Annotated in this window: 13 protein-coding genes and 1 tRNA gene; 7 read left to right on the top strand and 7 right to left on the bottom strand. The window is 67.6% G+C overall.

Going from position 1 to position 12,977, the window contains the following annotated elements:
• Nucleotides 1-9 precede the first annotated feature (9 nt).
• From paaK to I5803_RS15660, 3 genes are read right to left on the bottom strand one after another with little or no spacing between them, the layout of a single operon-like run.
• Nucleotides 10-1,308 carry a phenylacetate--CoA ligase PaaK gene (gene paaK / locus I5803_RS15670; protein ID WP_196987265.1) on the bottom strand — a complete coding sequence of 433 codons (1,299 nt, stop codon included), beginning with the start codon at nt 1,306-1,308 and terminating at the stop codon, nt 10-12.
• Complete coding sequence (gene paaI, locus I5803_RS15665; RefSeq protein ID WP_196987264.1) at nt 1,305-1,739, bottom strand: hydroxyphenylacetyl-CoA thioesterase PaaI; 435 nt, start codon at nt 1,737-1,739, stop codon at nt 1,305-1,307. The genes paaK and paaI overlap by 4 nt, the downstream gene beginning before the upstream one ends.
• Nucleotides 1,739-2,551, bottom strand: coding sequence for an enoyl-CoA hydratase-related protein (locus tag I5803_RS15660; protein WP_196987263.1), 813 nt, complete (start codon nt 2,549-2,551; stop codon nt 1,739-1,741). Before I5803_RS15660 ends, paaI begins: the two co-directional genes overlap by 1 nt.
• A 98-nt stretch (nt 2,552-2,649) precedes the next feature.
• On the opposite strand from I5803_RS15660, the gene I5803_RS15655 reads away from it, so the two are divergent.
• Together I5803_RS15655 and I5803_RS15650 are read left to right on the top strand one after the other, a co-directional pair.
• Nucleotides 2,650-3,429, top strand: a complete 780-nt coding sequence (locus tag I5803_RS15655) for an enoyl-CoA hydratase (RefSeq protein WP_196987262.1) — start codon at nt 2,650-2,652, stop codon at nt 3,427-3,429.
• A 27-nt stretch (nt 3,430-3,456) separates the two neighbouring features.
• Nucleotides 3,457-3,533 (top strand) — tRNA-Met (locus tag I5803_RS15650).
• A gap of 15 nt (nt 3,534-3,548) precedes the next feature.
• Here the strand turns inward: I5803_RS15650 and I5803_RS15645 are convergent.
• Complete coding sequence (locus tag I5803_RS15645) at nt 3,549-5,522, bottom strand: heavy metal translocating P-type ATPase (RefSeq protein ID WP_354001673.1); 1,974 nt, start codon at nt 5,520-5,522, stop codon at nt 3,549-3,551.
• Nucleotides 5,523-5,613: 91 nt separating this feature from the next.
• Between I5803_RS15645 and I5803_RS15640 the strand changes: the two genes are divergently transcribed.
• A complete protein-coding gene (locus I5803_RS15640; protein ID WP_196987260.1) occupies nt 5,614-6,405 on the top strand; it encodes a glycosyltransferase family 32 protein in 792 nt (263 codons plus the stop codon).
• A 9-nt stretch (nt 6,406-6,414) separates the two neighbouring features.
• On the opposite strand, the gene I5803_RS15635 is transcribed toward I5803_RS15640, so the two are convergent.
• Complete coding sequence (locus I5803_RS15635) at nt 6,415-7,377, bottom strand: tripartite tricarboxylate transporter substrate binding protein (protein ID WP_196987259.1); 963 nt, start codon at nt 7,375-7,377, stop codon at nt 6,415-6,417.
• A gap of 11 nt (nt 7,378-7,388) precedes the next feature.
• The gene (locus I5803_RS15630) at nt 7,389-8,582 is read right to left on the bottom strand and encodes a M20 aminoacylase family protein (protein ID WP_196987258.1); all 1,194 of its coding nucleotides are present in this window, start codon (nt 8,580-8,582) and stop codon (nt 7,389-7,391) included.
• A 158-nt stretch (nt 8,583-8,740) separates the two neighbouring features.
• Between I5803_RS15630 and I5803_RS15625 the strand changes: the two genes are divergently transcribed.
• Together I5803_RS15625 and miaB are read left to right on the top strand one after the other, a co-directional pair.
• Nucleotides 8,741-9,109, top strand: a complete 369-nt coding sequence (locus I5803_RS15625; RefSeq protein WP_196987257.1) for a hypothetical protein — start codon at nt 8,741-8,743, stop codon at nt 9,107-9,109.
• 11 nt (nt 9,110-9,120) lie between these two features.
• Nucleotides 9,121-10,464, top strand: a complete 1,344-nt coding sequence (miaB, locus tag I5803_RS15620; RefSeq protein ID WP_196987256.1) for a tRNA (N6-isopentenyl adenosine(37)-C2)-methylthiotransferase MiaB — start codon at nt 9,121-9,123, stop codon at nt 10,462-10,464.
• A 51-nt stretch (nt 10,465-10,515) separates the two neighbouring features.
• On the opposite strand, the gene ffh is transcribed toward miaB, so the two are convergent.
• A complete protein-coding gene (gene ffh, locus I5803_RS15615; protein WP_196988581.1) occupies nt 10,516-11,883 on the bottom strand; it encodes a signal recognition particle protein in 1,368 nt (455 codons plus the stop codon).
• 56 nt (nt 11,884-11,939) lie between these two features.
• On the opposite strand from ffh, the gene I5803_RS15610 reads away from it, so the two are divergent.
• Entirely contained in the window at nt 11,940-12,740 is an 801-nt protein-coding gene (locus I5803_RS15610; protein ID WP_196987255.1) for a cytochrome C assembly family protein, read from the top strand.
• Nucleotides 12,737-12,976, top strand: a complete 240-nt coding sequence (locus I5803_RS15605; protein ID WP_196987254.1) for a PP0621 family protein — start codon at nt 12,737-12,739, stop codon at nt 12,974-12,976. Before I5803_RS15610 ends, I5803_RS15605 begins: the two co-directional genes overlap by 4 nt.
• Nucleotide 12,977: the final 1 nt, after the last annotated feature.

The raw sequence follows: 12,977 nt of genomic DNA, 5'->3' as shown, positions 1-12,977 counted from the left end.
CCGCCGCGGTCAGGTACGCGGCCGCTGGTCCAACACCCGCTTGGCCTTGCCCAGGCTGCGCTCGATGCCGCCCGCGGCGCGCAGTTCTACCTGCGCCGTGGTCCCGATGTAGGTCTTGATTTCGTGCGCGAGCAGGCGCGCCGCCTCGCGCGCGGCGTGGGATTCGTGCGCCACGTCGTGCCGCACTTCGACAGCCACCGTCAGTGCGTCCATCGGACCGTCGCGCGTGAGGATGCACAGGTAGTGCGGCGCCAACTCCATGCGCTTGAGGATCAATTCCTCGATCTGCGAGGGGAACACGTTCACGCCGCGCACGATCATCATGTCGTCGCTGCGGCCGGTGATCTTCTCCATGCGGCGCATGGTGCGCGCGGTGCCGGGCAGCAGGCGCGTGAGGTCGCGCGTGCGGTAGCGGATGATGGGCAGCGCTTCCTTGGTGAGGCTGGTGAAGACCAGCTCGCCCAGCTCGCCGTCGGCCACCGGCTCCCCGGTGTCGGGATCGACGATCTCGGGATAGAAATGGTCCTCCCAGATCGTCGGGCCGTCCTTCGTTTCCACGCATTCGTTGGCCACGCCGGGACCCATCACTTCCGACAGGCCGTAGATGTCCACCGCCTCGATCCCCATGCGCTGCTCGATGGCCGTGCGCATGTCGTTGGTCCAGGGCTCCGCGCCGAAGATGCCCAGGCGCAGGCTGCTCTTCGCGGGGTCCAGGCCCTGCCGCTCGAATTCGTCCGCGATCGCCAGCATGTAGCTGGGCGTCACCATGATGATGTCCGGCTTGAAATCGGCGATGAGTTGCACCTGCCGCTCCGTCTGCCCGCCGCCGAAAGGCACGACGGTCAGGCCCAGCTTCTCCGCGCCGTAATGCGCGCCCAGCCCGCCGGTGAACAGGCCGTAGCCGTAGCTCACGTGCACGAGCTCGCCGGGCCGCGCGCCGCTCGCGCGCAGGCTGCGCGCCATCACGTGCGACCAGGTGTCGATGTCGTTCCTCGTGTAGCCGACCACCGTCGGTTTGCCTGTCGTGCCGCTCGACGCATGGATGCGCACGCACTGCTCGCGCGGCACCGCGAACATGCCGAAGGGGTAGTGCTCGCGCAGGTCGTGCTTGGTGGTGAAGGGAAACTTGGCGAGGTCGCCGAGCGAGCGGCAGTCGTCCGGATGCACGCCCGCCGCATCGAACTTCCTGCGGTACGCGGGAGAGTTGCGGTACGCATGGCGCAAGGTCGACTTCAATCGCTTGAGCTGCAGCGCGCGCAGCTCGTCCACACCCGCCTTCTCGATCGGCTCGAGCGGAAATGACTTCATGCTCCCTCCGGAATCACTTGTCCCTTGATCTGGGTGCTCTTGCCCCGAAACACCGCGACCACCTCGCCGGCCTGGTTCGTGACCGTCATGTCGTAGATGCCATGGCGGCCCTGCAGCACGCGCTCCACGCCTTCGCAGGTCAGCACGTCGCCGAGCTGCCCGGGCTTGAGGAACTCGATGCTGCATCCCGCCGCCACCGTCACCTGGTTGCGGCTGTTGCACGCGAACGCGAAAGTCGAATCGGCCAGCGTGAAGATCAACCCGCCGTGGCAGATGAGATGCCCATTGAGCATCGGCTCGCGCACGGTCATGCGCATCACCGCGCGTCCGGCTTCGCAGGCGACGAGCTCCATGCCCATGAACTCGCGGCTCGCGCGGTCCGCCGCGAACATCGCATCGCCCACGCGCGAGGCAAGATCCTGCGCCGCCATCATTCGCCCTTGAAGACCGCGGGACGCTTCGCGAGGAACGCGGAGACGCCCTCGATGTAATCGTGGGTCCTGCCGAGCGCCGACTGCATGTCCCGTTCTGCATCGAGCTGCTTGTCCAGGTCGTTGGAGGCAGCGGCGCGCAACAGGTGGCGCGTCGCGACGAGCGCCTTCGTCGGCATCGCCGCCAGCCGCTGCGCGAGCTTCATCGCCGCCTCGACGCAGTCCTCGCCCTCGGGCGCGACGTCCCAGATCATTCCCCACTCCTTGGCGTCCTTCGCGGCCAGCTTGTCGCCGAGCATCGCCGCGCCCATCGCGCGTGCGAGGCCCAGCTTCTTGATGAGGAACCAGGTGCCGCCCGCGTCGGGCACGAGGCCGATTCTGCTGAAGGCCTGCACGAAGGATGCGCTGGACGCCGCGACGGCGAGGTCGCAGGTCATCGCGAGCGATGCCCCCGCCCCGGCCGCGACGCCGTTGACGGCGGCGATCGTGGGCATGCGCAGCGCCTGCAACTTGCGCACCGTGGGGTTGAAGGCCTGCTCGATCACCGGGCCCGGGTCGGCGCGCTTCACGAGATCCGGTCCCGGCGCGAAATCGAACTCCGAAAGATCGGCGCCCGCGCAGAATCCGCGGCCCGCGCCCGTGATCACCATCGCGCGGATCGACGCATCCGCCTCGGCGGCATCGAGCGCGGACCACAGTTCGCGGTGCATCTGCCGTGTGAAACTGTTGAGCGCCTGGGGGCGGTTGAGGGTGACGAGCGCGACGGCGCCGCGCTTCTCGTAAAGGACGGTTTTGGCAGTCTCTTCGGTCATGTCGGTCTCCTGGAAGGGCACTCTATCATTGACCGACCGAGCGGTCGGGTAACGTTTTCCTTGGGTATAGTGGCGCGGTCCACTCAGGAGATTCAATCATGGCCTACGAACTGGTCGAAGTTCGCACCGAAGGCGGCAAGGTCGGCATCGTCACGCTGAACCGGCCCAAGCAACTCAACGCGCTCAACAACCAGCTGATGGATGAACTCGGCGCCGCGCTCAGGGCGTTCGATGCCGACGAGGCCATCGGCTGCATGATCGTCACCGGCAGCGAGAAGGCCTTCGCGGCCGGCGCGGACATCGGCGCGATGGCGACCTACACCTTCGCCGACGTCTACAAGGGCGACTACATCACGCGCAACTGGGAGACGATCCGCTCGGTGCGCAAGCCCGTGATCGCGGCGGTCAGCGGCTTTTGCCTGGGCGGCGGCTGCGAACTCGCGATGATGTGCGACTTCATCATCGCCGCGGACAACGCGAAGTTCGGCCAGCCGGAAATCAAGCTGGGCATCATCCCCGGCGCGGGCGGCACGCAGCGCCTGCCGCGCTCCGTCGGCAAGTCCAAGGCGATGGACATGGCGCTCACCGGCCGCATGATCGATGCGACCGAGGCCGAGAGCTGCGGCCTCGCGAGCCGCGTCGTGCCGCTGGACAAATTGATGGAGGAAACGCTCGGCGCCGCCCTGATGATCTGCGACTATTCGCAGATCGCGGTGATGGCTGCCAAGGAGTCGGTGAACCGCTCCTTCGAGACCGGCCTGGCCGACGGCGTGATGTTCGAGCGCAGGATGTTCCACGCCCTGTTCGCCACCACGGACCAGAAGGAAGGCATGGATGCGTTCGTGAACAAGCGCAAGGCCCAGTTCAAGCACCAATAACGGCCGTTTGGCTATAATCGTGGGCTCGGCGCTTTAGCTCAGTCGGTTAGAGCGATGGAATCATAATCCACAGGTCCGCGGTTCGAATCCGTGAAGCGCCACCAACACCTGAACCCCTGCTAAGTCATTGACTCAGCAGGGGTTTCGACTTTTTCCGGGACCCCGCGCATCAGCCGCAGCCCGTTTCCCACCACCAGCAGCGTCGCACCCATGTCCGCGAACACGGCCATCCACATGGTCGCGCTGCCGAACACCGCCATGACGAAGAACACGGCCTTGATGCCCAGCGCCAGCGTGATGTTCTGCCACAGCACGGCATGCGTGCGGCGCGACAGGCGGATGGTTTCGGCCACGCGCTGGAGGTTGTCGTTCATGATCACGACGTCGGCGGTCTCCATCGCGATGTCGGTGCCGGCGCCGCCCATCGCGAAGCCGATGTCGGCCTGCGCCAGCGCCGGAGCGTCGTTGATGCCGTCGCCCGCCATGCCGGTCGGGCCGTAGCGTCGCTGCATTTCCTCGATCGCCTGCAGCTTGGCCTCGGGCAGCAGCTCGCCCCGGGCGTCCTCGATGCCCGCCGCGCGGGCGATCGACTGCGCGGTGGCAAGGTTGTCGCCGGTGAGCATCACCGGCGTCACGCCCAGTGATTTCAGGTCGGCGACGGCCTGGCGCGAGGACTCGCGGATCGTGTCCGCGACGGCGAAGATCGCCAGCACGCCGGACTCGCCGGCCAGCAAGGTCACGGTGCGGCCCTGCAGCTCGTGCCGGCCCAGCACCGCCTCCAGCTCGGCGGTGCATTGGCCGCGCTCGTGGATGAGGCCGTGGTTGGCCAGCGTGAGCGCCCGGCCATCGACGGTGCCGCTCACGCCCTTGCCTGGGATGGCCTGGAACGACGTCACCTCGCGCGCGCCGGTCTTCAGCCCCGCGGAGATCGCCTGGGAGACGGGGTGGTCCGAACGCGACGCGAGGCTCGCGGCCATCTGCCTGACGGATGCTTCATCCGCGCCGCCCCAGGTCCGCCATTCGACGAGTTCCGGCTTGCCTTGCGTCACCGTGCCGGTCTTGTCCAGCGCCACCGCCTTGAGGGTGCGCGCTTCTTCCAGGTAGGTGCCCCCCTTGATCAGGATGCCGCGGCGCGCGGCAGCGGCGAGACCGCTGACCACCGTCACCGGCGTGGAGATCACGAGCGCACACGGACAGGCGACCACCAGCAGCACGAGCGCCTTGTACAACGCTTCCAGCCAGGTGAGCTGCATGAGGAACGGCGTCAGCAGCGCGACCGCCACGGCGAAGAGGAACACGGCCGGCGTGTAGAAGGAAGCGAACCGGTCGACGAAGCGCTGTGTCGGCGCGCGCGTGGCCTGCGCCGCTTCGACGGCGTGGATGATCCGCGCGAGCGTGGTGTCGGCCGAGACCGCCGTCACCCGCAATTCCAGCTCGGCCGTTTCGTTGATCGTGCCTGCGAAGACCGGATCCCCGGGGGCCTTGTCCACCGGGATGCTCTCGCCGGTGACGGGCGCCTGGTTGATGGCACTGTTCCCCCTGGTGACCACGCCGTCGAGCGGCACGCGCTCGCCCGGCCGGATGCGCAGCACGGCGCCCTTGGAGACGTCGGCAGCCGGCACCGCCTTCCACGTCCCGTCGGCCTGCAACGCGTCGGCCTCCGCCGGCGACAGCGCGAGCAGGCCCTGGATGGCGTTGCGCGCGCGGTCCGCCGCCTTCGCTTCGATGAGCTCGGCAATGGAATACAGCGCCATCACCATCGCGGCCTCCGGCCACTGGCCGATCGCCAGTGCGCCCGTCACCGCCACGGACATCAGCGCATTGATGTTGAGCTTGAAGTGCAGCAGGGCCCGGATGCCCAACCTGTAGACATCGACCCCCGACAGGTAGATCGCGACGACCGCCAGGCCGAAGGTCGCGGATTTCCAGGGCGGGCCTTCCAGCCCGGCGAACTCCACCGCCTCGGCGGCAATCGCCAGGGCCAGCGCGAGGGCCAGGCGCCACGGGCTTTCCGCGACGCCGTGGTCGTGCCCATGATCATGATCATGATCATGGCCGTGATCGTGATCGTGGTGCGCGTGGCCTGCCGACATGTTCATTCCTGGTGTGGCGACGCCATCGGTATTGGAAAATCGATCCCATGGTATCCGCGATCCAGACGAAGTCTTGCCGCAAGATGCACGGATGAGCATCCCCCCACTCATCTTCCAGACCTGGAAGTCGACCACCGACATCCCGGCGAACTTCGCCTACTGGTCGCGCACGTTCCGCGAACAGAACCCGGGCTACGAGCACCGGCTCTGGGACGACGCGGACAACCGGCGGTTCATCGCGGACCACTACGCCTGGTTCCTGCCCACCTACGACGCGTATCCCGCGGAGATCTACCGCGCCGACGCCGTGCGCTACTTCTTCCTCTACCACTTCGGGGGGATCTACGCGGACATGGACACCGAATGCCTGCGTCCGCTCGACGGCGTGCTGGGCCACGGCGATGTCGTGCTGGGACGCATGGGGGCCAACCCCGACTTCGCGCAATCCCTCCCCAACGCCGTGATGCTCTCCCGGCCGCGGCAGCCCTTCTGGTTGCTGGTGATGTCGCTGCTGCAAGACCCGGCGACCCTCGCGCGCAGGCGCCCCGAATTCGCCACCGGCCCAGCGCTTTTGCGCCAGGCGCACCAGCTGTGGGAAGTGCGCGGGGCGGACCCTTCCGTCGCGGCGCGCATCGCGGCCGTGCAGGCCCGCCTTCCCGCCCACCAGCAAGCCGACACGGGCCCGGGCCGGGTCGTGACGGTGCCGGGCAATGTCTTCTTCCCCCTCGACTGGAACGACCGGATCCACCAGCAGTTCTTTCGCAAGCCCCTGCTGCGGGACCAGCGGGTGCTCGACCGGAAGTCCGTGCTCTCCTTCTTTCCCAAATCGCTCACGGTGAGCTACTGGGCGCACTCCTGGGAAACACCCGCCGCGGAGCGCTGAAGCCGCCCGCTACTCCACTTTCGCGCCGGAGGCCTTCACGATCTGCGCGGCCACATCCCAGTCGGCGCGCAGCAGCTTCTGGAAGTCGTCGCTGCTCATCGGGCCCATTTCGACGCCGAGGTTGTCGAAACGCTGCTTCACCGCCGGGTCGGCGAGCACCTTCGCCATCGCGGCGTTGATGCGCTCCACTTCGGCCTTCGGCGTCGCGGCGGGGGCGAGCAGGCCGATCCACGAATCGAATTTGTAGCCCGGCACGCCGGCTTCCGCGACCGTGGGCAGCTCGGGCAGGAAGCGCGAGCGCTGGGTGCCGGTGTAGGCCAGCAGCTTGATGCGCGCATCCTGCTTGAACGGCACGACGCCGATGACCGCGGGCACCACGCCCTGCACGCGGCCCGCGAGCGTCTCGTTCACCGCATCGCCGGTGGACTTCATCGGGATGTGCTGCATCTGCAGGCCGGCCTTGGCGAGGAAGGACGCCATGCCTAGGTGCGTCGCACTGCCGTTGCCCGCGGACGCGTAATTGAGCTCGTTCGGCTTGGACTTCACCAGCTTGACGAAGTCGGCGAGGTTGCTGACCGGCACGTTGCCCGCGGTGGCGATGACGTATCCGGAGTTGCCGAGGTAGGTCACGCCGACGAAATCCTTGATCGGGTCGTAGCCGAGCTTGGAATACATGTGGCCGGCCAGCGTGTGGCTCGCGGCGGCGAGCACCAGCGTGTTGCCGTCGGGCGCGGCCTTCGCGACCATCGCCGTGCCGATCGTGCCGCCCGCCCCCGCGCGGTTCTCGACGATCACCGACGCGTTGAGCTCCTTGCCGAGCTCGTTGTTGAAGGTGCGCGCGATGGTGTCCTGCACCGCGCCCGGCCCGAAGGGCACGATGATGTGGATCACCCGCTGCGCGAGCGCGGGGCCGGCCGCGGCAAGTGCCAGGGCGAAGGCGAGGCCAAGGGAGCGGATACCGCGGAACTTCATGGGAACTCCTGTCAGGGTTGTGCGAGCCAGCGCTGCGCCAGCCGAACGAAATAGCTGGCGCCGATGGGAATGATCTCGTCGTTGAAATCGAACGAGGTGTTGTGGATGATGCACGGCCCGGCGCCGTGGTCCGGCAGGCGGTGGCCACCATCGCCGTTGCCGATGAAGGCGTAGCAGCCCGGCTTGGCCCGCAGCATGTGCGCGAAGTCCTCGGCGCCCATCACCGCGGGGAAATTCTCGTCCACGCGCTCGTCGCCCACCACCTCGCGCATGACGTTCGCCGCGAAGCGCGCTTCCTTTTCGTGGTTCACCACCGGCGGCGAGGCGCGGCGGAACATCACCTCCGCCGTGCAGCGGTGCGCCTGCGCGATGTGTTCGGCCAGCTGCCGGAGCCCGGCTTCGATGGCGTCCAGCGCTTCCACCGAGAAGGTGCGCACCGTGCCGCCGACCCAGGCCTTGTCGGGGATGACATTGGGCGCGTCGGAGCCCTGGATCTGCGTCACGGCCAGCAGGGCGCGCTCGCGAGAATCGACGACGCGCGCGACCAGCGTCTGCAGTTGCTGCGCGAGGTCGATGGTCGCACCAACCGGGTCGATGCCCGTGTGCGGCATCGACGCATGCGTGCCCCGCCCGGTGATCGTCACGCGCCAGGTGTTGCTCGATGCCATGAGGGCCCCGTGGTTCAGCGCGAAGTTGCCGACGCCGCTGATCGCGAAGTTGTGCAGCGCGAACACGGCCTCGCAGGGAAAGCGCTCGAAGAGCCCGTCCTGCATCATCTTGAGCGCGCCGGCCTTGCCCATCTCCTCGGCGGGCTGGAAGATGAAGTTCACGGTGCCCGCGAAGTCGCGCTCCCGCGAGAGGTGCCATGCCGCGGCCAGCAGCATCGTCGTGTGCCCGTCGTGCCCGCACGCATGCATGCGGCCGTCGTGCTGCGAGCGATGGGGGAAGTGGTTTTCCTCCTGCAGCGGCAGCGCGTCGAGGTCGGCGCGCAGGCCGATCGTGTGGGGGCCGGGGCGGCCGCGCAGCACGCCGACGACGCCCGTGCCGGCCACGCCCTCGTGCACTTCCACACCCCATTCGCGCAGCAGCTGCGCGACGATCCTGGAGGTGCGGTGCTCCTCGAAGCCGAGTTCGGGATGGGCGTGGATGTCACGGCGCAGGGTGACGAAACGGGAGACGTCGGCAAAGCCGTCCGCGATGTTCATGCGCAACTCCTCAACTTCAGGATCGTGCAGTTTAGTGCCTCGAAAGCAGGGGCGCGGGTAAAATCTCGGCTCACCCCTTCATTCACAGCCTCTGGATTGACACCATGAATCGCTGCTTGCGAAGCCGGGCCTGGGCAGCGTTCGCTGTCCTGGCAGGCTTGTTCCTCGCCCTTTCCTCCACCCTCGCCGCGGCGCAGGGGATCATCCGCGAAGCGCCCAAGGACGTCGTCCTCGGCAAGATGGTCGTCGTCGCGCCGCCGCAGATCACCATCGACGGCAAGCCCGACAGGCTGTCGCCGGGCTCCCGCATCCGCGACCTGAACAACATGCTCGCGCTTTCCGGCGGCCTCGTGGGCAAGACGCTTCCCGTGGTGTACCGCCGCGACGCCGCCGGCCTTGTGCACGAGGTGTGGATCCTCTCCGCGGACGAATACGCCAAGCTCGGCGGCGCTTATGCGGGCGGCAGCTCGGACGGCTACCTGCGCTTCTACGAGCTGCTGTCGATCATCTTCGGCCTGCGCCGCTGAAGGAGCAGGCCATGAGCTCTAGAAAAGTCTTTATCAAGACCTTCGGCTGCCAGATGAACGAGTACGACTCGGACAAGATGGTGGACGTGATGCACGCCGCGCAAGGCTACGAAGCGACGCAGGACGTCGAGGAAGCGGACCTCATCCTCTTCAACACCTGTTCCGTGCGCGAGAAGGCGCAGGAGAAGGTCTTCAGCGACCTCGGCCGCGTGAAGCACCTGAAGGAAAAGGGCGTGCTGATCGGCGTCGGCGGCTGCGTCGCGAGCCAGGAGGGCACGGCGATCATCGAGCGCGCGCCCTACGTCGACGTCGTGTTCGGCCCGCAGACGCTGCACCGGTTGCCCGAGCTGCTGCGGCAGCGCGGCGAGCAGCGCCGCCCGCAGGTGGACATCAGCTTTCCCGAGATCGAGAAGTTCGACCACCTGCCGCCCGCGCGCGTCGACGGCGCGACCGCCTTCGTGAGCATCATGGAAGGCTGCTCGAAGTACTGCAGCTATTGCGTGGTGCCGTATACGCGCGGCGAAGAGGTCTCGCGTCCCTTCGAGGACGTCCTCGTCGAAGTCGCGGGGCTGGCCGACCAGGGCGTGAAGGAAGTGACGCTGCTCGGGCAGAACGTCAATGCCTACCGCGGCAAGATGGGCGACACGGCGGAGATCGCCGACTTCGCGATGCTCATCGAGTACATCGCGGACATCCCAGGCATCGAGCGCATCCGCTACACCACGAGCCACCCGAACGAATTCACGCAGCGCCTGATCGACGCGTATGCGAAGGTCCCGAAACTCGTGAGCCACCTGCACCTGCCCGTGCAGCACGGCAGCGACCGCGTGCTGATGGCGATGAAGCGCGGCTACACCGCGATGGAATACAAGAGCACCGTGCGCAAGCTGCGCGCCGTCCGCCCGGACATGGCCATGTCCAGCGACTTCATCGTCGGCTTTCCCGGCGAGACGGACGAGGACCATGCGAAGCTGATGAAGCTCATCCACGACGTGGGCTTCGACAACAGCTTCAGCTTCATCTTCAGCCCGCGGCCCGGCACACCCGCCGCCGCGCTGCACGACGACACGCCGCATGCGGTGAAGCTGAAACGCCTGCAGGAAGTGCAGGGCACGATCGACGCCAACATGCGCCGCATCAGCGAGGAGCGCGTGGGGACGGTGCAGCGCATCCTGGTGGAAGGGCCCTCGCGCAAGGACGCGAGCGAGCTGGCGGGCCGCACGGAGTGCAACCGCATGGTGAATTTCGCAGGGCCGGCGCGTTTGGTCGGGCAACTGATCGACGTGCGCATCACGTCGGCGAGCTCGCACTCGCTGCGCGGCGAAGTGCTGGTGAAGGAAGCGTCAGAGGCCTGAACCGAAGACGCGCGTTCGGTCTCTTGAACCTTGCCGCCTACCGACGCCGCCTCAGAACGGCATTTTCGGCATGCCCTTGCCACCGCCGCCCAGGCGCTTCATCATCTTCATCATCCCGCTGCCCTTCATCTTCTTCATCATCCCCTGCATCTGGTCGAACTCGTTGAGCAGGCGGTTGACTTCCTGGACGTGAACGCCGGCGCCCGCGGCGATGCGGCGCTTGCGGGTGGCCTTGATGAGCTCGGGTTTCCTGCGCTCGAGCGGCGTCATGCTCTGGATGATGCCTTCCTTGCGCTTGATGTCCTTCTCCGCCTTGCCCATGTCCACCTGGCCGGCCTTGGCCTGCATCGCGGCGGGCATCTTGTCCATGAGGCTGGAGAGGCCGCCCATCTGCTTCATCTGCTGGATCTGCGAGAGGAAGTCGTTCAAGTCGAAACCGGCGCCGCTCTTGACCTTGGCCGCGAGCTTCTGCGCGGCTTCCATGTCCACGCCCGCGGTCACCTGCTCGACCAGCGCGACGATGTCGCCCATGCCCAGGATGCGGCCGGCGTGACGCTCGGCATCGAAGACCTCGAGCCCGTCGATCTTCTCGGACACGCCCGCGAACTTGATCGGCGCGCCGGTGATCTGCCGCACCGACAGCGCCGCGCCGCCGCGTGAGTCGCCGTCCATCTTGGTGAGGATGATGCCGGTGAGGGGCAACGCCTCCTTGAAGGCCTTCGCGGTGTTCACCGCGTCCTGGCCCTGCATCGCATCCACCACGAACAGGGTCTCGACCGGGTTCAGCGCGGCGTGCAGTTCCTTGATCTCCTTCATCAGGGCTTCGTCGATGGCGAGGCGTCCGGCGGTGTCGACCAGGAGCACGTCGAAGTACTGGCGCTTCGCGTAGTCCAGCGCGGCGCGCGCGATGTCGATCGGCTTCTGGTCGGGTGACGACGGGAACCATTCCGCACCAGCCTGCGCCGTCACGGTCTTGAGCTGTTCGATTGCCGCGGGACGGTACACGTCGCCGGACACCGTCAGCACCTTCTTCCTGCGCTTCTCGATCAGGTGCTTGGCGAGCTTGGCGGTGGTCGTCGTCTTGCCCGCGCCCTGCAGGCCCGCCATCAGGATCACGGCGGGCGGCTGCGCGGCGAGGTTGATGTCGGAGACGCCCTGTCCCATCGTCGCCGCGAGCTCGCGGTTGACGATGCCCACCAGCGCCTGTCCGGGCGAGAGCGAGCCCAGCACCTCCTGGCCCAGCGCCTTCTCCTTCACGCGCGCGATGAAATCGCGCACGACCGGCAGGGCGACGTCGGCCTCGAGCAGGGCCATGCGCACTTCGCGCAGCATGTCCGTGACGTTGGCTTCGGTGATGCGGGCCTGGCCGCGAAGCTCCTTGGCCAGGCGTGAGAGTTTGTCGGTGAGGGCGGAGGCCATGATGGGTGCCGGTGCATCCGCGTTGCGGATGAGAAGCACGGCTAAACTGTGGACCCATGATTCTAGCCAGCGCGTCCCCCGCGAGTGTGGTGCTGACGCTGGCCGCGGCGGTGGCGTATGCCGTGCCCGCCGCCGGCGCGCGCCGCCTGTCCGAACCCGCCTCCCGCATCGCCCTGCTCATCGCATGGATGCTCCACGCCGCCGTGCTCGCCTGGACGCTCTGGGGCGAGCCGCCGCGCTTCGGGTTCGCGCCGGCGCTGTCCATCACCGCCTGGCTGGTGCTCACGGCCTACGCGGTGGAAAAGCAGGTCTTTCCCCAACTCGAAGCGCGCTGGGCGCTCGCGGGCCTGGGCTCCGCGGCCGTACTGCTGGCGCTCGCCTTCCCCGGCAACCCGCTGCACGTGTCGGCCTCGCCGTGGCTGCCCCTGCACCTGGCGCTGGGCGTCGCGTCCTACGGCCTGTTCGCGGCGGCCGTCGTGCATGCGTGGCTCATGACGCGCGCCGAAAAGCAGATCCGGCAGGCGGCAGACCCGCGCGCCGGGCTGCCGCTCCTCACGCTCGAACGCCTCACCTTCCGTTTCGCGACCGCGGGCTTCGCGCTGCTCACCGCGACGCTGCTCGCAGGATTCTTCTTCAGCGACTCGCTCTACGGCATCGCCGTGGTCAAGTGGGACCACAAGACGGTGTTCTCGGTGCTCGCCTGGATCGTCTTCGCCTTCCTCCTGCTGGGCCGACTGCGCTTCGGCTGGCGCGGCCGCAAGGCCGTCCGCGTGCTCTACACCGGCTCGCTGCTCCTGCTCCTGGCCTACGCAGGCTCGCGATTCGTGCTGGAAGTGGTGCTGAGGCGCCCCGCATGAAGTACCTCGTCCTCCTCGTCATCGTGATGGCCGTCGTCTGGTTCATCCGCAATAACCGGCGCGATGACGCGAAGCGTCCGGACGCCGCGCCGCCGCGGCGCAACGGCACGCCGGGCGCGCCGCAGGACATGGTGCAATGCCCCGTCTGCTCGGTGCACCTGCCGCGCACCGACGCGCTGCCCGGCCCCGACGGCCGGCTCTACTGCTGCGCCGACCACCGCCAGCGCGGGGGCTGAC

Origin of the sequence: Caenimonas aquaedulcis, from assembly GCF_015831345.1 — a bacterium.
Taxonomy (GTDB): Bacteria; Pseudomonadota; Gammaproteobacteria; order Burkholderiales; family Burkholderiaceae_C; genus Ramlibacter; species Ramlibacter aquaedulcis.
This window is presented reverse-complemented; position numbering and strand designations above follow the sequence as displayed.

What these genes read in the sequence shown, in the direction of transcription:
- ffh (WP_196988581.1), bottom strand. Translation starts at nt 11,883, where the DNA reads ATGGCCTCCGCCCTCACCGACAAACTCTCACGCCTGGCCAAGGAGCTT.
- paaK (WP_196987265.1), bottom strand. Translation starts at nt 1,308, where the DNA reads ATGAAGTCATTTCCGCTCGAGCCGATCGAGAAGGCGGGTGTGGACGAG.
- I5803_RS15655 (WP_196987262.1), top strand. Translation starts at nt 2,650, where the DNA reads ATGGCCTACGAACTGGTCGAAGTTCGCACCGAAGGCGGCAAGGTCGGC.
- paaI (WP_196987264.1), bottom strand. Translation starts at nt 1,739, where the DNA reads ATGGCGGCGCAGGATCTTGCCTCGCGCGTGGGCGATGCGATGTTCGCG.
- miaB (WP_196987256.1), top strand. Translation starts at nt 9,121, where the DNA reads ATGAGCTCTAGAAAAGTCTTTATCAAGACCTTCGGCTGCCAGATGAAC.
- I5803_RS15635 (WP_196987259.1), bottom strand. Translation starts at nt 7,377, where the DNA reads ATGAAGTTCCGCGGTATCCGCTCCCTTGGCCTCGCCTTCGCCCTGGCA.
- I5803_RS15645 (WP_354001673.1), bottom strand. Translation starts at nt 5,522, where the DNA reads ATGTCGGCAGGCCACGCGCACCACGATCACGATCACGGCCATGATCAT.
- I5803_RS15660 (WP_196987263.1), bottom strand. Translation starts at nt 2,551, where the DNA reads ATGACCGAAGAGACTGCCAAAACCGTCCTTTACGAGAAGCGCGGCGCC.
- I5803_RS15610 (WP_196987255.1), top strand. Translation starts at nt 11,940, where the DNA reads ATGATTCTAGCCAGCGCGTCCCCCGCGAGTGTGGTGCTGACGCTGGCC.
- I5803_RS15630 (WP_196987258.1), bottom strand. Translation starts at nt 8,582, where the DNA reads ATGAACATCGCGGACGGCTTTGCCGACGTCTCCCGTTTCGTCACCCTG.
- I5803_RS15605 (WP_196987254.1), top strand. Translation starts at nt 12,737, where the DNA reads ATGAAGTACCTCGTCCTCCTCGTCATCGTGATGGCCGTCGTCTGGTTC.
- I5803_RS15640 (WP_196987260.1), top strand. Translation starts at nt 5,614, where the DNA reads ATGAGCATCCCCCCACTCATCTTCCAGACCTGGAAGTCGACCACCGAC.